This is a genomic window from Caulobacter sp. ErkDOM-C, from assembly GCF_048541825.1.
In the GTDB taxonomy this organism is placed as follows: domain Bacteria; phylum Pseudomonadota; class Alphaproteobacteria; order Caulobacterales; family Caulobacteraceae; genus Caulobacter.
Genome location: NZ_CP183332.1, coordinates 582,073 through 601,592, shown reverse-complemented (window position 1 = coordinate 601,592; position 19,520 = coordinate 582,073). Strand labels below are relative to the sequence as shown.

General features: G+C 66.2%; 19 protein-coding genes. 12 read left to right on the top strand and 7 right to left on the bottom strand.

What is annotated here, in order from left to right:
• Positions 1-21 precede the first annotated feature (21 nt).
• Together ACN2C8_RS02880 and pseG are read left to right on the top strand one after the other, a co-directional pair.
• Entirely contained in the window at positions 22-738 is a 717-nt protein-coding gene (locus tag ACN2C8_RS02880) for a cytidylyltransferase domain-containing protein (RefSeq protein ID WP_419254325.1), read from the top strand.
• Entirely contained in the window at positions 735-1,727 is a 993-nt protein-coding gene (gene pseG / locus ACN2C8_RS02875; protein ID WP_419254324.1) for a UDP-2,4-diacetamido-2,4,6-trideoxy-beta-L-altropyranose hydrolase, read from the top strand. Before ACN2C8_RS02880 ends, pseG begins: the two co-directional genes overlap by 4 nt.
• A gap of 183 nt (positions 1,728-1,910) precedes the next feature.
• Here the strand turns inward: pseG and ACN2C8_RS02870 are convergent, their stop codons facing one another.
• Both ACN2C8_RS02870 and ACN2C8_RS02865 read right to left on the bottom strand, forming a co-directional pair.
• Positions 1,911-2,846 carry a retron St85 family RNA-directed DNA polymerase gene (locus ACN2C8_RS02870; protein ID WP_419254323.1) on the bottom strand — a complete coding sequence of 312 codons (936 nt, stop codon included), beginning with the start codon at positions 2,844-2,846 and terminating at the stop codon, positions 1,911-1,913.
• Complete coding sequence (locus ACN2C8_RS02865) at positions 2,836-3,747, bottom strand: retron St85 family effector protein (RefSeq protein WP_419254322.1); 912 nt, start codon at positions 3,745-3,747, stop codon at positions 2,836-2,838. Before ACN2C8_RS02865 ends, ACN2C8_RS02870 begins: the two co-directional genes overlap by 11 nt.
• Positions 3,748-4,165: 418 nt before the next feature.
• On the opposite strand from ACN2C8_RS02865, the gene ACN2C8_RS02860 reads away from it, so the two are divergent.
• The 4 genes from ACN2C8_RS02860 (at position 4,166) to ACN2C8_RS02845 (ending at position 7,710) form a co-directional block, all read left to right on the top strand.
• Positions 4,166-4,813, top strand: coding sequence for a class I SAM-dependent methyltransferase (locus ACN2C8_RS02860; RefSeq protein WP_419254321.1), 648 nt, complete (start codon positions 4,166-4,168; stop codon positions 4,811-4,813).
• Positions 4,810-6,087, top strand: coding sequence for a flagellin modification protein FlmF (locus tag ACN2C8_RS02855; RefSeq protein ID WP_419254320.1), 1,278 nt, complete (start codon positions 4,810-4,812; stop codon positions 6,085-6,087). The genes ACN2C8_RS02860 and ACN2C8_RS02855 overlap by 4 nt, the downstream gene beginning before the upstream one ends.
• Positions 6,084-6,788, top strand: a complete 705-nt coding sequence (locus tag ACN2C8_RS02850; protein ID WP_419254319.1) for a WbqC family protein — start codon at positions 6,084-6,086, stop codon at positions 6,786-6,788. The genes ACN2C8_RS02855 and ACN2C8_RS02850 overlap by 4 nt, the downstream gene beginning before the upstream one ends.
• Before the next feature lie 61 nt (positions 6,789-6,849).
• A complete protein-coding gene (locus ACN2C8_RS02845) occupies positions 6,850-7,710 on the top strand; it encodes an SDR family oxidoreductase (protein WP_419254318.1) in 861 nt (286 codons plus the stop codon).
• Position 7,711: 1 nt separating this feature from the next.
• Here ACN2C8_RS02845 and pseI read toward each other — a convergent pair whose 3' ends face one another.
• Together pseI and ACN2C8_RS02835 are read right to left on the bottom strand one after the other, a co-directional pair.
• A complete protein-coding gene (gene pseI / locus ACN2C8_RS02840; RefSeq protein WP_419254317.1) occupies positions 7,712-8,767 on the bottom strand; it encodes a pseudaminic acid synthase in 1,056 nt (351 codons plus the stop codon).
• A 60-nt stretch (positions 8,768-8,827) separates the two neighbouring features.
• A complete protein-coding gene (locus tag ACN2C8_RS02835) occupies positions 8,828-9,127 on the bottom strand; it encodes a hypothetical protein (protein ID WP_419254316.1) in 300 nt (99 codons plus the stop codon).
• Positions 9,128-9,185: 58 nt separating this feature from the next.
• Between ACN2C8_RS02835 and trxB the strand changes: the two genes are divergently transcribed.
• Positions 9,186-10,196, top strand: a complete 1,011-nt coding sequence (trxB, locus tag ACN2C8_RS02830) for a thioredoxin-disulfide reductase (RefSeq protein WP_419254315.1) — start codon at positions 9,186-9,188, stop codon at positions 10,194-10,196.
• 53 nt (positions 10,197-10,249) lie between these two features.
• On the opposite strand, the gene ACN2C8_RS02825 is transcribed toward trxB, so the two are convergent.
• From ACN2C8_RS02825 to ACN2C8_RS02815, 3 genes are all read right to left on the bottom strand, one after another.
• A complete protein-coding gene (locus tag ACN2C8_RS02825; protein ID WP_419254314.1) occupies positions 10,250-10,645 on the bottom strand; it encodes a hypothetical protein in 396 nt (131 codons plus the stop codon).
• Between the two features lie 265 nt (positions 10,646-10,910).
• Positions 10,911-12,140: a cell wall hydrolase gene (locus ACN2C8_RS02820; RefSeq protein WP_419254313.1), complete on the bottom strand. Its 1,230-nt coding sequence runs from the start codon at positions 12,138-12,140 to the stop codon at positions 10,911-10,913.
• A gap of 7 nt (positions 12,141-12,147) precedes the next feature.
• Positions 12,148-12,627, bottom strand: coding sequence for a Dps family protein (locus tag ACN2C8_RS02815; protein WP_419254312.1), 480 nt, complete (start codon positions 12,625-12,627; stop codon positions 12,148-12,150).
• A gap of 187 nt (positions 12,628-12,814) precedes the next feature.
• Between ACN2C8_RS02815 and ACN2C8_RS02810 the strand changes: the two genes are divergently transcribed.
• The 5 genes from ACN2C8_RS02810 (at position 12,815) to nadC (ending at position 19,500) form a co-directional block, all read left to right on the top strand.
• On the top strand, positions 12,815-15,112 hold the full coding sequence (locus tag ACN2C8_RS02810) for a PAS domain S-box protein (protein ID WP_419254311.1): 2,298 nt from the start codon (positions 12,815-12,817) through the stop codon (positions 15,110-15,112).
• Between the two features lie 41 nt (positions 15,113-15,153).
• Positions 15,154-15,693, top strand: coding sequence for a hypothetical protein (locus tag ACN2C8_RS02805; RefSeq protein ID WP_419254310.1), 540 nt, complete (start codon positions 15,154-15,156; stop codon positions 15,691-15,693).
• Between the two features lie 204 nt (positions 15,694-15,897).
• Positions 15,898-16,983 (top strand): quinolinate synthase NadA, encoded by a 1,086-nt coding sequence (gene nadA, locus ACN2C8_RS02800; protein WP_419254309.1) that lies wholly within the window; start codon positions 15,898-15,900, stop codon positions 16,981-16,983.
• 154 nt (positions 16,984-17,137) lie between these two features.
• On the top strand, positions 17,138-18,655 hold the full coding sequence (locus ACN2C8_RS02795) for an L-aspartate oxidase (protein ID WP_419254308.1): 1,518 nt from the start codon (positions 17,138-17,140) through the stop codon (positions 18,653-18,655).
• Positions 18,652-19,500 carry a carboxylating nicotinate-nucleotide diphosphorylase gene (gene nadC / locus ACN2C8_RS02790; protein ID WP_419254307.1) on the top strand — a complete coding sequence of 283 codons (849 nt, stop codon included), beginning with the start codon at positions 18,652-18,654 and terminating at the stop codon, positions 19,498-19,500. Before ACN2C8_RS02795 ends, nadC begins: the two co-directional genes overlap by 4 nt.
• The last annotated feature ends 20 nt before the right edge of the window (positions 19,501-19,520 follow it).

Below are 19,520 nucleotides of genomic sequence, written 5' to 3'. Positions count from 1 at the left end.
GAAACGGTGTGGAATGTCCCCATGATCCTCGCCGTCCTCCAGGCCCGCATGAGCTCCACCCGCCTGCCGGGCAAGGTGCTGATGCCGATCCTGCGCCAGCCGATGATCGTGCGGCAGATCGAGCGGGTGGCCCGCTCCCGTCGCATCGACAAGCTGGTAGTGGCCACCAGCGACCAGCCCGGCGATGACATCCTGGCCGAGGCCGTCCGCAAGGAGGGGATCGCCGTGCATCGCGGGTCGCTCGACAATGTGCTGGAGCGTTTTGTCGGCGCCCTGGACGCCCATCCCGCCGACCACGTGGTGCGCCTGACCGCCGACTGCCCGCTGGCCGATCCCGAGCTGATCGACGCGACCATCGACCTGCACCTGGAGGCGGGCGCCGACTATGCCAGCAACAGCCCCGAAGGCGCGGCGTTTCCCAAGGGTCTCGACGTCGAGGTGATCACTGCCGCAGGCCTGCGCCGCGCGGCCGCGCAGGCCGACAGCCAGGAGGCCCGCGAGCACGTCACCTGGGATGTCTGGAACAACCCGCTGCAATGGAAGATCGCCTGGCTGCCCGCGCAGCCGGGTCAGGACGCAATACGCTGGACGGTCGACCGGCCCGACGACTACGCCTTTGTCGCCACGGTCTATGACCACCTCTACCCGGCCAATCGCGCGTTTACGTCGGCCGACATCAAGGCCTTCGTCGCCAAGCGGCCGGATCTGGCGACCTATGGCGGCGACCGGCGCGGATGAGCCGCGCCCCCGCCATCCTGTTTGTCTGCGACGCAGGACCCGATGTGGGTGGCGGACATGTGATGCGCAGCCTGACCCTGGCCCAGGCCCTGACGGCAGCCGGCGCGACCTGCGCCTTCCTGGCCCGGCCGGCGGTAGAGGCGGTGCTGGACACCTTCGCGCCCGACACCCCGCGAAGCGTCGCCGCCGAACCCTTCGAGGCCGTGGTCTTCGACAACTATGGCCTGTCGGCCCCCGACCACCGCGCCTTGGCAAGGGGTCGCCCTACCCTTGTGATCGACGATCTGGCCAACCGCCCGCTGGAAGCCGATCTGGTGCTCGACGCCGGCCCGGCCCGGCGCGCGGAAGACTATGCCGGCCTGACGCCGCCGGGCGCGACCCTGCTGCTGGGTCCCAACTACGCCCCCGTGCGCCCGGCCTTCCCGACCCTGCGTGAGGCGGCCCTGGCCCGCCGTGCGACGAAGGGGCCGGTGCGACGTATCCTGATTTCGCTGGGCCTGACGGATGTGGGCGGCGTCACCGGACGGGTAGTGGACCTGCTGCTGCCCCGGCTGGGCGACATCATGCTCGACGTGGTGGTAGGCGGCGGCGCGCCCAGCCTGCCGCGCCTGCAAGCGATGAGAGACCCCCGCGTCGTACTGCACATCGACACCCAGGACATGCCCCGCCTGACCCTGGAGGCCGACCTCGCCGTCGGGGCCGGCGGCTCGACCAGCTGGGAGCGCTGCATCCTGGCCCTGCCGACCCTGACCCTGGTCCTGGCCGACAACCAGATCGCCGCCGCGACGGCGCTGGGAGCGGCCGGAGCCAGTCCATGCCTGACCGTCGGCGCACCGGATTTCGACGCCACTTTCGGACGCGAGATCGATCGTTTGATGGCGGACGAAGGCCAGCGCGCCACCCTGTCGGCAGCCAGCGCCAGGATCTGCGATGGCGGCGGCGCCGGTCGCGTGGCCGCCGCGTTTCTGGCCCGGATCGCGGGGAGGTGAAGCGCGACCTAGAGAGGCCGGCGGCACAGCGGTTCAACGGCCAAGACAAGCTTGATTTTCACGAAGCTGGCGTAGCAGCGTCGTAACGTTTACCCGCTCTCACTTGGTTCACCGTCAGCGCAATCCTGCCGTCGAAATCTCCACTCAATATTGAATGCTAGGCGAAATACTCAAGTATAACGCCTAATATTTGAGAGATTGCCTAGAACCCGCTTGAAGTTTTAACAACAATTCGTTACTGTATTTTCGAACTAGAGTTTCATAAAATGTCGGCTCTACATCTCGAACAAACGCCACCATGCCAGCAGCGCGCGATTGCGCCTCGGGCAGAAGCTTGCCTTTTGAATAAGCGTAAACATCGGATTTAAGACGAACCTTCCGATCTCGACCTATCGAAATCGTTTGCGTCGGCGTAATAACCAGGCCCGTAATCGACCGCTTGTACTTCCGCGAAAGGTGCGCCGTCTTTTCCCGGTTCAGTTGAAGGTCGGCGTAGGGAAACTCAACAGCCAATTTGGCTGCCTTGGCTTCAACTTCCCTCAAAGCCCCTGGCACCCATGCCGAGACAAATATGTCATCAGCGTATCGGGTATAGACAAGATCCTTTTCGGTACACCATTCCGCCAACTTGGTGTCGAAGTCGAACATCATAGCGTTCGTGAGCCCTGGTGAACTTGGCGCTCCGATGGTTAACTTGTCATTCCGACAAACAATGAGCCGAATGAACGCAAGATCGTCCCCTGACAAGACAATATCCTGATTTCTATAGGCATTCGACAGATAGTCGAGCACATGAGCGCCTCCGAACGAGGGAAAGAATTCCTTAAAGTCTAGACGAACAGTATAGCGCGAGTGGACGTGTCGATCGGCGTTTTTTCTAATGCTGGAGCCTTTTGAATAGGCGGTCGAGGCATCATGGACAGGCATGTTTTGTATCAGGGCTCGGATCAACCACCGCTGTATGGATTTGATCTCACTACTTGGATGCTCGATCCTCCGCTTGGTTCCGTCGCGCTTATCCACCTCATAGACGCGGTAACGTTTTGACGCGGTCTCGGCGTAACGATCCAAGATCGTACGGGATAGCTTGGTGTGCTGTTGAAGCCTTTCAAGGAGCATCAGGCGTCTCCAGAATGGAAAGGAAATCAGCAGAACACGCGGGATAGAAGGCCGCCATATCAAGACGGATCTTGTTCTCGGCAGATTTAAGAGAATCCCGCGCTGGCATAATATTCGCCCTGCCAGACGCTAGGCGATAGTGACCGAACGAACCCACTGATAGGAGATATTTTGCGCCAACCAGTACAGACATCATTTCCTTAACACGGCTCGGCTTGATGCGACCAGAAAAGATACCGCGAAATATTGCCAAAACGTCGTCAACCGTCGCGATCCCGAGAATGTCTAAGACCTTTTGAATCAGGCAGAATAGCTCGTAAGGCGAAAGCTTTGCAAATTCATCGAGGTCCAACTCTCTTTGACTACGTTCAAACCCGTAGCGCTTGAGCCGCTTCACGATTTGCTCAAAGTCTGGTGCGGAATAGGTTACCTGCATCGTGCCCGAGAAACGCGACTTGCTATTGAACTGCCGCGCCGGCCCCATGGAAATGAAGCTGTCATCGCCTTGCCAGAATTGGTCAAGCGCTAGAATTGTCTTGGATCGAAACCGTTCATCTTGAGCGAAATAACCAGCTTCAGCGAAAGAGCCAGGCGCTTCAGGGAACAGAACAATTACATGCGACAGTTCTGCAACAAGCCTCTCGAACGTACCCAGATCAAATGGAGATCCGCTAGGCGCAGCGAAGTAATTCTTCATAGCATATTCAGGCTGGAAGAGTTCCAGCTCTGGATGATTGGCACTGCAATGCGCCGCGAAACGGGGGCGCATGTGTTCCGGTTTATTTCCGCCACACACAAAAATTAGGTCGCCAGAATGCCTAACGGAACATCCGTTTTTGAGGTGCTGGATCACTCGCTGGCGAAGAGCCTTGTGTGCATCGTCGCGCAGCGGGTGATCCAACCCTTAACCCCTTACTTTGAGCGACGACAACGGGCTTCCGTGTCGGCGCCGAGTCCGCTTGACCGGGGGCGACACGGAAGCCCGTTGTCGTTGCCCATGTCGCGCAATCGAATCCAGCCTGACTTACGTCCGGCGTAGAGTGGCACCCTTGCAGCATAGGGTAGGCACCCAGCTAAGAGGTCCGGTCAGACTGTTCGGAACAACTGGAGATTTCAAGGCCAATATGCAGAGCGCTGCGATCACGGCAACGGCGCCCTAACCATCAAGCGCCCAGGGCGCTTGCCCAAACATCCCCCTTAAGGGCAAAAACCCGGCGACCTGCGACAAACCGCGCGGCATCACCTAACGGCCGTTAACCAAACGTTGGGCGCTTGGGCTGGATTCTGCATCGACAACCTCGTTGCCGGATTCCCCGCCCATGCCCGCCCTGCCCGATATTCGCGGCCTGAAATATCCGGACGAGTTCGTCGCCCGGCATTTCTTCAAGCGCGGCCTGCATCAGCGGACCGGCCGGGTGGTCGAGCTGGGCGGCGGAACGGGCAACAATCTGTCGCTTTACGCCGCCTATGGCTGGTCGCTGACCGATGTGGACTATTCACAGGCCGCTCTCGACGACGCCGCCTTCAATCTGGACGGCAAGGTCGAGACGATCCGCGCCGACCTGTCGCAAGGCCTGCCGGACCTGGGCGATACGCCGATCGACGTGCTGCTGATCCCCAACCTGCTCTGCTACCTCACCGCCTCCCAGGCGAGCGCGGTGCTGACCGCCGTGCGCAAGAGGCTCGCCCCCGGGGCCGAGGTCTTCGTGCGCACCCGGCTGGTCGACGACTATCGCTGTGGCCGGGGCGTGGAAGAAGAGCCCAACGGCTGGCGGCTCGACACCCCGGAAACCGGCGAGGCCGGTCTGTTCAATCTTTTCTATACCGCCGATGGCCTGGTGCAGCGCCTGGTCCACGAGCTGGGCCTGGTGGGGCCCACGGCCCTGAAGGTGTCGTTCGACAACCTCCAGAACGGCGTGCGCGTCGCGCCCAACAGCGATCTGGTCGTCTGGGGCGCCGTGGCATGAGCGATCGCGTTCGTATCATCGGCGGCGGCCTGACCGGCATATTGGCGGGCTTCGAGGCCCATCGCCTGGGCTGGCGCGACATCACGATCCAGGAGCGCTTCGAGGCCCTGGGCGGTGTGGCGCGGCCCAAGCTGAGGCATGGCAAGGAGATGCGCGACGGCTGCATCTATTTCGGCGGGCCTGACAGTCAAGGGCGGGGCGATCCGATCGTCGCGATGCTGACCGCCCACGGCGCGAGCTTCGAGACCGTCGACAACCGCTTCGGCTCGGTCAGCCTGGGCGCTGATGGCCACCGGGTGTTCACCTGGGACTTCGGGGGCCCGGCCGTCGACTGCGCCGTGACGAAAATCGGCAGGCCGGCCGGCGACAGCCTGGCCGCGCGCATCGCCGCCTACCCCGCCCCTATCGCCGCCCAGCTGGAAGCCTATTGCCGCTGGCACCTGGAGGCCGACCTCGACACCGTGCACGGCGAGGCCGCTATTCCTCTGGCCATCAACCGCGTCTTCCCCGCTGCCGCCGATCTGAACGACCTGGCCCGGCTAAAGGCGACCAATGCCTGGGCCGACGAGCTCTACGCCATCCCGCGCGGCCTGTCGGGCCGTACCGCCAACCTGACCGCGACCCTGCCGATCGGCGGCTTTTCCGCCCTGTTTGATGCCTGCCACAGGGCGCTGCTGACGCTCGACGTGAAGGTCGAGCTCAACGCCCTGGTCTCGCCCCGCGCCCTGCTGGCCGCCCCGCAGGCCGATGAGACCGTGGTCTGGGCCGCCAATCCGACGCCGCTGTTCAAGCCGCTGGGTCTGGCCACGCCCAACCTGCTCAAGAAGAGCTTCGCCACCTATGTCTTCGAGGTAGAGTTCGACGGGCCGTGCCCGGTCTATGTCCAGAACTTCACCGCCCAGGGCGCGGCGTTCCGGGTCTATCTGTACGAGAGCGGCGGGCAAAAGCTGGCTGTGGCCGAGTGCGTGCGCGAAGCCGATCTGGCCAAGCTGCCCACCGAGATGCGGGTCCTGATGTCGGGCTTCGGATCGCTGAAGGTCGGCGCCCTGCTGCACAGCGATATCCAGCCGCGCTGGATCTATCACTCGCTCGACGCCATCGAAGGCCTCACGGCCCTGCGTGGCGCGCTGAACGCCCGGTTCGGCACAGGCTTCATCCCCGGCGCCTGGGAGCCCTACGCCAAGGCCGCCAAGTTGGCGGAGGTCAATGCGGCCCTGCTGGCAGCCCGCGAGAGCGCGCCGGCCCTGGCGCCCCTGGTCGCGAAGGCCGGATGAGCCTGATGACCACGGCGGCGATCATGCAGCCGACCTATCTGCCCTATCTGGGCTATTTCCAGCTGATGGCGGCCAGCGATGTCTTCGTCTTTCTGGACGATGTGCAGTTCGCCCGCCGCTCGTGGCAGTCGCGCAACCGTATTCTCACCGCCAATGGCGAGCTGATGCTGACCGTGCCCGTGAAAAAGCACGACCGCGACACCCCCATCTGCGCCATCGAGATCGACGACAGCCAGGGCTGGCGCGACAAGCATCTGGCCGCCATCCGCCATGCCTATGGCAAGCGGCCCGCCTTTGCCGAGGGCTGGACCTTCGTCTCCCAGCAGCTGGCTCTGCATCCGGGCGGCAGGCTGGCCGACCTGACCTGCGGCATGGCGGAAGCCGCCGCCCAACAGATGGGTCTGTCGCCGCGCTTCGTGCGGGCCTCTGAGCTGGCGGCGCGGGGCGCGCGGTCCGAGCACCTGCTGGCCATCTGCCAGGCCGTCGGGGCCACGGCCTATGTCTCGCCGATGGGCTCGGCCGACTATATGGAAGAAGACGGCGTGTTCGCGGCGGCGGGCTTTCCAGCGCGGTTCCAGAGCTTTGTTCAGGTCGACTATCCGCAGGGCCATGACCCGTTCGTACCGTTCATGGGCTTTGTCGACGCGCTGATGACCGTGGGATGGGCCGGGCTGCCGGCCCTGGTTTCGCCCCCGCCCTGACGCCCCCTAGATATCACCCGGCACATGTCCCATCTTCCCTCAAACAGGGGAGCAAACTCACATGACTCAGCGCAAGGCCGTCGTCGTCACCGGCGTTTCCACCGGCATCGGCTGGGCCATCACCAAGGTGCTGACCGCCAAGGGTTTCCACGTCTTTGGCAGCGTGCGCAAACAGGCCGACGCCGACCGGCTGCAGGCCGAGTTCGGATCAGGCTTTACGCCGCTGGTCTTCGACGTCACCGATGAGGCCGCTGTCACCGCCGCCGCGCGCAAGGTCGAGGCCGCCCTGGAGGGGGCTACCCTGGCGGGCCTGGTCAACAATGCCGGCATAGCCATAGCCGGCCCCTTGCTGCACCTTCCGGTCGAGGAGTTTCGCCAGCAGCTGGACGTCAATCTGACCGGCGTCGTCATCGCCACCCAGGCCTTTGCCCCGCTGCTGGGCGCGGGCGGCGCCCCCGTGAGCACGCCCGGCCGGATCGTCAACATCTCTTCGGTCGGCGGCAAGAACGCCAACCCGTTCATGGGCCCCTATTGCACCTCCAAGTTCGGTCTCGAGGGCCTGTCGGAATCGCTGCGCCGTGAGCTTCTGCCCTTCGGGGTCGACGTGGTGATCGTCGCGCCGGGCGCGGTAGCCACCCCGATCTGGGACAAGGCCGACAGTGTCGATGTCACGCGCTATGACAACACGATCTATGCCCCGGCCCTGGCCGGAATGAAGGCCTTCATGCTGTCGATGGGCAAGTCTGGCCTGCCGCCGGAAAAGATCGGCGAAACCGTGCACACGGCCCTGACCACCCCGACACCCAAGACCCGCTATGTGGTCTCGCCCGATCCGTTCCAGGTGTTCATGACCGGCGTCCTGCCCAAGCGAACGCTGGACAGGATCATCGGCAAGCGGCTGGGGCTGCTGCCGGCGGGGTAGTCTAACCCACCATCGACCAGTCCAGCGGCTCGCCGCGGGTCAGGTCGCGCGATGCCTTGCCCGCCAGCACCTTGTCGAGGTCGGCGGGCGGCAGGCCGTTGCCGGGGCGGACCGAGCGGATATTGGCCTTGGTCAGGGGCTCGCCCGCCTTCACATCGGCGGTGACATAAAGCGAGCGGCGGAAGAGCAGGGACGTCGCCTCCGAGCCCAGGGTGTCGTAGTGGGCGCGGCCCAGCGAGGCCCAGGCGTTCTTGGTATCGTCGACCAGAGCCTTGAACTCAGAGGGCTCCAGGCTGAAGGCCGCATCGGGACCGCCGTCGGCACGGGCCAGGGTGAAGTGCTTCTCCACCGCGCAGGCGCCGACCGAGACTGCCGCCACCGAGGCCGCCGTGCCCGGCGTATGATCCGAAAGGCCCACGGGGCAGCCGAAGCGGGCGGCCATGTCCGCCACCGTCCGCACATTGGCGTCGGCGAAGGTGGCCGGATAGCTGGACACGCAGTGCAGCAGCAGAACGCCGTCGGCTCCGGCGCCCAGGGCGGTGTCGAGCGCGGTCTGCATCTCCTGCAGGTTGGCCATGCCGGTCGAGATGATCAGCGGCTTGCCCTTGCTGGCGGCGTACTGGATCAGCGGAATGTCGACGGCCTCGAACGAGGCGATCTTGAAGGCCGGCGCGCCCAGGGCATCCAGCAGATCGACTGCCGTGTCATCGAACGGGCTGGAGAAGATCGTCACGCCGCGCTGGCGGGCGCGCTCGAAGATCGCCGCGTGCCATTCGAACGGGGTGTGGGCCTCTTCGTACAGTTCGTACAGGGTGCGGCCATCCCACAGCCCGCCGTGAATCTTGAACTCGGGCCGGTCGACATCCAGGGTGATGGTGTCGGCAGTATAGGTCTGGATCTTGATCGCGTCGCAGCCCGTGGCGGCGGCGGCGTCGACCATGGTCAGGCAGCGCTCGATGCTGCCGTTGTGATTGCCCGACAGCTCGCAGATCACATAGGGCGAGAAGTCCGCGCCGATCTTGCGGCCGGCGATTTCGATAAAGGGGGCATCGGTCATGGCGCGGTCCGGGGCAAACATGGTTTCCGCCAGTTTAACGCATCAAAGGTGGACGAGGCGTCAATCCCCTCCGCCGCCGCCTCCGCCGTCTCCGCCGCCGTCCCCATCGCTGGAACCGTCGGCGTCGTCTGACTTCGACCCTTTTGATGAGGAGCCGACGTGGACCCCGCCGCCATCGCCGCCGTCACCCCGCTTCTTGTCCTTTTCCCTGGCCCCGCCGGACGCCATCATCGCGACGCCTGAGCCGGCGCCGATGGCGACCCCCAGGCTGAGGCCCAGGGCCAGATTGTCGAGCGCCAGACCCAGCGCCACCCCGATGGCGATCCCCACGCCAATACCGATCGGCAAACCCGCTTTCATGATTCCCCCCGTAACGCGGCCATCGCGCTAAGCTGGAATCGACACTATATCTGCGCCCATGTCGACCTCCACCGCCCCCCGCACCACCCGCTGCCTGATCATTGGTTCAGGCCCCGCCGGCTACACTGCCGCCATCTATGCCGCGCGCGCGCTGCTCAAGCCGGTGCTGATCTCCGGCATCCAGCCCGGCGGCCAGCTGACCATCACCACCGATGTCGAGAACTATCCGGGCTTCGCTGACGTGATCCAGGGCCCGTGGCTGATGGACCAGATGAAGGCCCAGGCCGAGCATGTCGGCACCGAGTTCGTCAACGACATCGTGCTGACCGCCGACCTGTCCAAGCGGCCGTTCCACATCACCACCGACAGCGGCCAGGACTGGCTGGCCGAGACGATTATCATCGCCACCGGCGCCCAGGCCAAATGGCTGGGCCTTGAGAGCGAGAGCCGGTTCCAGGGCTTTGGCGTCAGCGCCTGCGCCACCTGCGACGGCTTCTTCTATCGCAACAAGGAGGTCGTGGTGGTCGGCGGCGGCAATACGGCCGTCGAGGAGGCCCTGTTCCTGACCAACTTCGCCAGCAAGGTCACCCTGGTGCACCGTAAGGACGAGCTGCGGGCCGAGAAGATCCTGCAGGAGCGCCTGCTGACCCACCCCAAGATCGCGATCGCCTGGAACAGCGCTATCGACGAGGTGCTGGGCGATACCGACCCGATGGGCGTCACCGGCGTGCGGCTCAAGAACGTGGTCACCGACGACCTGAGCGAGCTGGCCTGCGACGGCGTGTTCATCGCCATCGGCCACGCCCCGTCGTCAGAACTGTTCAAGGACCAGCTGGAAACCCACGCCAACGGCTATCTGACCGTCAAGCCCGGCACGACCTCGACCGCTGTGCCCGGCGTCTATGCCGCCGGCGACGTCACCGACGACATCTATCGCCAGGCCGTCACCGCCGCCGGCATGGGCTGCATGGCCGCGCTGGAAGCCGTGCGCTTCCTGGCCGAGGAAGACCACGTCCGCGACCGTCATCCCATCAGCCACGCCGAGGCCGAGAAGATCGGCGTCTGGTAGGGCTGATCCGGGAAGCCACGACGGCCGACACGGCCGACGTCACAGAAGGCCGATCAGAGCCCGGCGGCGCGAACGAAGACAGCCTCGAATTGTGCGCCAGTCTTGCGCCTGAAGGTCACGGTCTTGGGCACACCCGGCTCGAAGCCCATATGCTTCTTGAGCGTGAAGACGCTGTTGCCGGGCACTTCGGTGTTGTCAATCTTGACCAACTCGTCCCCGACCGCGACGCCCGCATCCATGGCCTGAGAGTCCCCTTGGACCTGATTGACGACGATCTTGGCGACCGTGGTTTTCGTCAGTCCCGTGGTCATCACTTGCACAGAAAAGCCGATCTTTCTCGGCCTGGGCTTGGCGCCGGCCTCTGCCGAAACGGCCAGGGCAAGCATGGTCAGTCCGAACACGACAGACCGGCGCAAACGGGCAAGCTTGATGTTATCGGCGGCGGTCATGCGCATGGGTTCCTGAATTGAGGCCTGCTTGGTCCTTCTATGCAGGCTGACCGCAAAGACCCATGGCTTCAAAACGCCTACCGGATATGCATTTTTGCATGGATTGGCACCGCGATCCCAGACCAAAGCCTTGATAGAGATCGCCTGGGTTGCCTGTGGGCAGGTCGCGTCTCCGGTCCAAACCGGTCCGTAAGGCACGACCGCGCCCCCTAAGACGGCGCGGCACAAGGGTAGAGATAGGGCGACCGCCTTGCCGACCCTGACGCTAGTTCAGCGGATTGAACAAACTCGGCGGACGTTGCTTTGGCTTCGGCGGCGGCGGGGGCTTGGGAGCCTCGACCACAGCCGGCTTCTCGGCTGCCACCTCGGGCAATCTGTCCAGCGCGCGGTTGATCTCGGCGATCTCCTCCGGCGTCGGGATGCGACGGCCGGCGACCATGCCCTCGAACTTCAAGCGCTCGCCGCCGGGGGCGGAGGCGTCAGGCACCGCTACCAGATGGGCGCCGGGGGCCAGGGTGGTGGGGACAAGGCCCGCCGCCTGGGCTTGAGCCAGCATCTGGGTATTGACCACCGATCCGGCGGCCAGGGCGTCGGCGGGGGCGGCCTCCAGGGTGCGCTCGTCGCCGGCCAGCAGGATGTCGGCGGTGACGTCCTCGCCGCCGCGATACTTGCCCTTGAACGCCGCCAGCGTGCCGGACGGCCCGGTCCAGCGATAGAAGATGTGCTGGCCCACCTGGCGCAGCTTGACCAGGGTGGGGGCCCAATAGGGCGCGACATAGCTGGCGTGATAGTGGGTGGCGACGCCGACGTCCTTCATCACAAAGCCGTTCAGGGCGCGGCGGGCCACCGACTCAGCCGTCGCCCACAGCACCGGATTGGGCTCGCGGGCTAGCGAGCCGTCGCAGGTGAAGCTGAACTGGCAGCCCGTGGCGCGGGCGGCACCTTCATAGATCACGCCGCACACGGTCTTGGGATAGCCGGGGTGGCGCATGCGGTTCAGCACCGTCTGGGCCACGGCTTCCTGGCCGGCCAGGGGCTCGAAGGCGGATTCGAAATAGACCGCCTGGGCCAGGCAGCGCAGGGCCTTGGTGCGGTCCTCGCCCGACGCTTTCAACACGAACGGCCGGGCCGCCTCGATCTCGAGCGGCGCGGCCAAACGCAGGCTATTAATCAGGCGGGCGGTGTCGAAGTCGGGCGTAACGTCGGAAAAGCGCGGGATCGAGGCCAGGTCCAGCCGCTCCCAGCCTTCCACCCGGCCCCAGTAGTTGGTGTGCGGACGCGGATCGTGCCGGCGCGCCAGGCTCAGCATCGCCGGGTCCATGTTGGCCACATAGCGGGCCAGGGCGGCGTCGGAGAAGCCGCGCGTGATCCGCGCCACGCCGGCTTCGCGACCATAGCCGCGCGGCACGTAATAGGTGGCGCACGCGGAAAGGCCGCCCAGCAGCAAAAGCCCCAGGGCGGCCCTGACTAGGCGCTTGGAATCCGGTGCGAGCACGAGGCGGCTATTTGCCGCCCAGGGTCGCGCGGATCATCCAGGCGTGTTTCTCGTGAGCCTGCAGGCGCTGGGTCAACAGGTCGGCGGTGGCTTCGTCACCGGCCTCGTCAGCGGCCGGGAAGGCGGCGCGCAGGGTGGCGATCACCGTCTCGTTGTCCTTTTTGAGCTCGGCGAACATGCCTTCCCAATCCTGTTCGGGATCGCCGTCCTTGATGCTGGAAAGATTTCCGAAGGCGGCATAGCCCTGCGGCGCCAGCTCGCCCAGAGCGCGAATCCGCTCGGCGATGGCGTCCAGCGCCGTCCATTCCTCGGTGTACTGACCTTCCAGCAACACGTGCAGGGACTGGAAGTTGGGCCCCCGGACGTTCCAGTGATAGCCATGCGTCTTGAGATAGAGCGCATAGCTGTCGGCCAGCACCTTGTTCAGTCCGGCGGCGATCCCGGAGCGTTGCTCTGCAGACAGTCCGGTGTTGGGCGCGACAGCCATCTTAGTCTCCCGTGTTGCGTGTCCTAGGTAAGCTCGTCCATGGTCTTGGCAAGCCTTGTTTGGGCGGAGAGCGACAAAGGTGGGTCACCCCGCATCATCACCGATCGGCAGAGACCGTGAACGGCTTCACGGTCTCATTAGCGCGTGGCTGATCCCTCCCGTTCCACCGCCCGCCTGGCATTGCGCCGTGGCGGCGCTGATCGCGGTCTCGGCGGCCGTTTTGATGCGGGTTGCGCTTCTGGGCCTGAGTGACAGCGTCGGGGCGACCCAGCCCTTCTTCCCGGCCATCGTGCTGGTCGCGCTCTATGCCGGCTGGCAGTGGGGCCTGGTGCCCATCATCGGCGGCGCGGCCTTTGGCTGGTGGCTGTGGGGCGGCCGTTTCGGCGAAGCCCTGTCGGAGGACGAGGTCGCCAGCATGGTGATCTTCCTGATCTCGGCCGCGATCACTCTGGTCGTCGCCGAGGCGCTGCGCGGAGCCATGCACAGCCTGACCCAGGCGCGCCGCGAGCGGCAAGACGCGCAGGTTCGGCTGGAACTCGTCCAGACCGCCGCCAGCGTCGGGCCCTGGGAATGGGATATCGTGACCGATCGTCTGCACCTTTCGGCCAGCGCGCGGCGAAACCTGGGCCTGCCGCTGGACGAGCCGGTCGACTGGCCCCGCATGAACGCGACGTTCCATCCCGACGATCGCCAGATGGTCCTCGACAGTATCCGCGCCTCGGTGCGTCAGGGCGGCCCTTGCGAGGTCGAGTTTCGTCTGGCGGATCTGAGCCAGGGCGAGCGCTGGATTCATGCCCGCGGCGAGGTGCTGCAAAACGCGGCGGGCCGCTCGGTCCAGATGCTGGGCCTGAACTTTGATGTCACCAGCCGTCGCCGCGACGACGAACGCCTGCGCGAGAGCGAAGCGCGGTTCCGCAGCCTCGCCGACAGTGCACCGGCCCTGATGTGGGTGTCGCGAATCGACGGCCAGCGCGAGTTCGTCAACAAGGCCTATGCGGACTTCGCCGGAATCGACTACGAGGCGGCCCTCAACCTGGACTGGCGTACCCGACTGGATCCGCATGACCTGCCCGGCATCCTCAAGGGCCAGATCTCCGGCGAGGGCTCGCGCAAGCCGTTCTCTCTCGAGGGTCGATATCGCCGCGGCGATGGCCAGATGCGCTGGCTAAAGTCGTTCTCCCAGCCTCGGCTAGACCCGGGCGGCGGCTTCGACGGCTTCATCGGCATCGCCTTTGACATCACCGACGCCAAGCAAGCCGAGGCTGATCTGGCGGGGGTCAACGAACTGCTGGCCGAGCGGGTGCAGGCCGCCGTCGCCGAGCGCGACGCCGCCCAGGCAGCGCTGTTCCAGTCGCAGAAGCTGGAGGCCATCGGCCAACTGACCGGCGGGGTGGCCCATGACTTTAACAACCTGCTGACAGTGATCATCGGCGCGCTGGATGTGGTTGACCGCAATCCCGACGACGAGGCACGCCGTCAGCGGATGATCGCCGCCGCCATGGCCGCCGCCAGGCGCGGCGAAAAGCTGACCCAGCACCTGCTGGCCTTCGCCCGCCGCCAGCCCCTGCGCCCCGAGGTGTGTCGCATCGACCGCCTGATCGCCGAGAGCGAGGGCCTGCTGCGCCGCGCCCTGGGCGACGCCTACGGCTTCCACCTGCGGCTGGGTGGCGGCGTGCGCAACGCCCTGGTCGATTCCGGCCAGTTCGAGGCGGCGCTGCTGAACCTGGTGGTCAATGCGCGCGACGCGACACCGGCCGGCGGCGAGGTGACCATCGAGACGCGGCCCGTCACCCTGACCCAGGCGGTCGGCGATGTCGGCCCTGGCCAGTATCTGCGCGTCGCGGTGCGCGACACCGGCTCTGGCATGGACGCCGAGACCGCTGCCCGGGCCATCGAACCCTTCTTCACCACCAAGCCGCCCGGCGAAGGGACGGGCCTTGGCCTGTCGCAGGCCTATGGCTTCGCCCGCCAGAGCGGCGGCTCGGTCGATATCGAGACCCGGCCAGGCCAGGGCGCGACCGTGGCCATGCTGCTGCCCATCGCCGAGGCGGCCGACCTCGACGCCCACGAGGCCGCCATCGACCACGTGGCCGGGCAGATCCCGTCGCGGGTGCTGCTGGTTGAGGATGACCCCCAGGTGGCCGAACTGGTCGACGCCATGCTCCAGGATCTGGGTCATACGGTGATCCGCGCGGGCGGCGTGGACGACGCGCTGGAACGCCTTGAGCAAGACGCCGCCATCGATCTGGTGCTCAGCGACGTGATCATGCCCGGCGGCCGCAGCGGCGTGGATCTGGCCGAGCACCTGGCGACGGCACGCCCCGGCCTGCCGGTGGTGCTGTGCTCAGGCTATACCGGCGGCGAACAGGGCCGCGCCCAGGCCGGCGCATGGCCGTTCCTGAGCAAGCCGTTCTCGCTGGACGGCCTGGCCAGGGTGCTGAGCGCGGCGCGGGCGGGGCGCGACTTGCCATCAGCGCCTATCTAGTTGAACAGGGATTCCGGAAACGGGCGAGGCGGGGGCCACTGATGGCGAAGATGCAATCGGGCGAAACCGCACACGCGGCACGCGGCGATGTCTGGACTCTCTGGAACAGCGTGCGGACCCTGTTCCCGGTCTGGAGCCTGATCCCGTCAAGCGTCTTCACGCCGGGCGCCTGGGGCTATTCGGGCGTCGATTTCGTCAGCGGCTTTCGAAAGAATCCTTCGACGCTAAAGACCTTCGAGCTGTTGAAGGACGTGGATGACGCTCTATTCGACGCGCTGTCCGCACTGGCCGGCCTGAATGCGCGGCGCCAGGATCAGATACTGCGGGCGGTCATCATCGGATATTTGACCATCCCGTTTTCGATCATGGCCCTGCTGGCCGAACTGGCCGGCGCCAGCGTCATGAGCTTCGTCGGCGCCCATCCCGATATGGCCATACAGTTCGGCGTGGGGGCCAGCCTGGGGCCGATAGTCTATTTCCTGAGCCACTGGCGATCACAACAGATCGTCGGCGTTCTGGACCTGGTCCGCATCGAGCGGGGGCTTGCGCCGCTCACGATGCTGGAGCTGCGAGAGGCGTAGACCAGCGGACGCCTGTCGCGTGACGGTCCCAAGTGTGAACCTCGGTTCCCTCGTCAGCCCTTTGCATTCCCATCACAAGGGTCTATATAACTGAAAGTCACTTATGCTCAATTTCAGCATAAGCCGAGCGTCGGACCGGCTCACCCTGCTCCGGCGTTTTTTGAGACCCTGGTAATGCTCAGTTTGAGCATAACGGAGAATCTGATGGCCGACGGTTTTGCCGCCCTGGATTTCACTGCCGATGTCGAGGCTCAAACCTCGAAGATCTGGGACAAGGTGAAGAACCACGTCACCCCGATGGAGTGGCGGTTGCACGCGCCCCTGATCGCTGAGATCAACCGGCTGAAGCGCGAGAAGAACGCGGTCATCCTGGCCCACAACTACATGACCACCGAGATCTTCCACGGCGTGGGCGATTTCGTCGGCGACAGCCTGGCCCTGGCCCGCGAGGCGGCCAAGTGCGACGCGGCGATCATCGTCCAGGCCGGCGTGCACTTCATGGCTGAGACCAGCAAGGTGCTGGCGCCCGACAAGCGCGTACTGATCCCCGACCTGCTGGCGGGCTGCTCGCTGGCGTCCTCGATCACCGGCGCCGATGTGCGGATGATCAAGGCCCGCTATCCGGGCGTGCCGGTGGTCACCTATGTCAACACCACAGCCGACGTGAAGGCCGAGACCGACATCTGCTGCACCAGCGCCAACGCGGTGCAGGTGGTGGAATGGGCGGCCGCGCAATGGGGGACCGACAAGGTCATCCTGATCCCCGACGAGTTCCTGGCCCGCAACGTGGCGCGCCAGACCGACGTCAAGATCATCGCCTGGCAGGGCCGCTGCGAGGTGCATGAGCGCTTTACCCGCGAAGACATCCTGGAACTGCGCGCCTCTTATCCCGGCGCCGAAATCCTGGCCCACCCCGAGTGCCCGGCCGAGATCCTGGAAGAGTCCGACTTTGCCGGCTCGACCGCCGCGATGAATGACTATGTCATCCAGCGCAAACCCAAGCAGGTGATCCTGATCACCGAGTGCTCGATGGCCGGCAATGTCGAGGCCGACGCGCCCGACACCGACTTCATCAAGCCCTGCAACCTGTGCCCGCACATGAAGCGGATCACCCTGCAGAACATCTACGACGCCCTGGTGTTCGACCGCTACGAGGTGACGGTGGATCCCGCCATCGCCTCGGCCGCGCGCCTGGCCGTGCAGCGGATGATCGACCTGCCGCCGCCGCTGATCCCCGCCCGCTACGACCTCGTGAAGGCTCGCCATCACGTGGACGTGGAGCTGATTTAGGAGCCCTTCCCCCTTGATGGGGGAAGGGTTGGGATGGGGGTGATGCTGAGGTTCAGCCGCCCCTGCCCCTCCCGCCTTCGCCGATGGCTGAACGCTTCGCGTTCACCCCCATCCCCGACCCTTCCCCATCAAGGGGAAGGGAGTGGAGTGTGAAATGACCGATCGTCTGATCTTTGACGGCCCCGTGATCCTCGGGGCCGGCCTCGCGGGCCTCACCGCCGCGCTCGCGGCCAAGCGCGCCCTCGTGCTCTCGCCGACGCCGCTGGCGACCGGCTGCTCCAGCGCCTGGGCGCAGGGCGGAATGGCCGCGGCCCTTTCGGCCGACGACACCCCGGCCCTGCACGCTGCCGACACGGCCGCAGCCGGCGCAGGCCTTTGCGACCCCGAGGCCGTCGACCTGCTGACCCGCGAAGGCCCCGACGCCGTTCGCCTGCTGGCCGCGCTCGGCGCACCGTTTGACACCAAGGACGGCGACTTCACGCTGAGCCTGGAAGCGGCGCACTCCGTAGCCCGCGTCGCCCGCGTGGGCGGTGACGGGGCCGGCGCCGCGATCATGGCCGCCGTCATCGCCGCTGTCCGCGCTGCGCCCGGCATCGAGGTGCGCGAGAAGGCCCGCGCCCGCCGCCTGCTGCAGGACGCGACAGGTCGGGTGATCGGCGTGCTCGCCGAGATCGACGGCAAGCTGGTCGAGATCCTGAGCCCCTCGGTGATCCTGGCGACCGGCGGCGTCGGCGGCCTCTATGCGGTTACCACCACGCCCGCCGAAGTGCGCGGCGAAGGCCTGGGCCTGGCGGCGCTCGCCGGCGCGGTGATCGCCGATGCCGAGTTTGTGCAGTTCCACCCCACGGCCATCGACATCGGCCGCGATCCCGCTCCACTGGCCACCGAGGCCCTGCGCGGCGAAGGCGCGATCCTGCGCAATGCCGACGCCCGCGCCTTCATGGCCGACTACCACCCGGCCCGGGAACTGGCCCCGCGTGACGTGGTGGCCCGCGCCATCCATGCCGAGCGGGAGGCCGGCCGCGGGGCCTTCCTCGACGCCACAGTCGTGGTCGGCGGCCACTTCCCCAAGGAATTCCCGGCCGTGTTCGAAGCCTGCATGAGCGGCGGCGTCGATCCGCGCCGCGCCATGATCCCGGTGGTTCCAGCCGTGCACTATCACATGGGCGGCGTGGCCACGGACCTGGACGGCCAGACCTCCCTGCCCGGCCTCTACGCCGCCGGCGAATGCGCCGCCACCGGCGTGCACGGCGCCAACCGCCTGGCTTCCAACAGCCTGCTGGAAGCCGCGGTGTTCGGGGCCCGCGCCGGCCGAGCGGCGGCGGTGGAAAAGGTCATCGGCGGCGAGCCCGTGTCGCTGGAGCCCCTGCCCGACCTGCCCGCCGGTGTTCTGCAGACCCTGCGCAAGGCCATGAGCCGCGACGCTGGGGTGATCCGCGATGCTGGGGGCCTGACCCGGCTTCTGGACCAGATCGAGGCCCTGGAGCCCGCCTATGGCCCCTGCCCCACCGTCGTCGCCGCACGCCTGATCGTCGCCGCCGCCCTGGCGCGCGAGGAAAGCCGGGGTGGTCATTTCCGCGCCGACTTCCCCGCGACCGCCGCGCCGCAGCGCACCTTCATCACGCTCGAGGACCTGGAAACGGGCCGCCCCGTACGTTACGCCGCCGAATGACGCTTTCTCCCCTCCCCGACCTGCTGATCCGCCCGATCATCGACATGGCCTTGGCCGAGGATCTCGGACGGGCCGGCGACATCACCGCCCAGGCCTGTATCGACGCCGACGCCCGGCTGTCGGTGGTGTTCGCCGCCCGCCAGGACGGTCGCGTCGCGGGCCTGTCCTGTGCGCGGTTGGCCCTGGCGGCGATGGACCCAACGGCGAGCTTCGAGATCGTCACGCCCGACGGCGCCGACTGCGCGCCGGGCACAGTACTGGCCCGCGCCGAAGGCAATGCCCGCGCCGTGCTGGCGGCCGAGCGGACCGGGCTGAACCTGCTGGGCCGGCTGTCGGGCATCGCCACCCTGACCCGGGCCTATGTGCGTCTGGTCGAGGGCACCGGCGCGACCATCGTCGACACCCGCAAGACCACGCCGGGCCTGCGGGCCCTGGAAAAGTACGCCGTGCGCTGCGGCGGCGGGATCAATCATCGCTTTGGCCTGGATGACGCCATCCTGATCAAGGACAACCACGTCGCGGCCTGCGGCGGGGTCGGCGAAGCCGTCCGCCGGGCGCGAGCCTTCGCCGGGCATCTGGTCAAGGTCGAGGTCGAGGTCGACGGCCTGGACCAGCTGGAAGACGCGCTGAAGCACGGTCCCGACGTGGTGATGCTGGACAATTTCAGCCTCGACGACCTGCGGACGGCCGTCGCGCTGGCCAAGGGCCAGGCGGTGCTGGAGGCCTCCGGCGGCGTCAACCTGACCACCGTGCGGGCCATCGCCGAGACCGGCGTGGACGTGATCAGCGTCGGGGCCCTGACGCACTCGGCGCCGGTGCTGGATATCGGGCTGGACGCGGTTTAGCCTGCGCCTCTAAGAGGGGA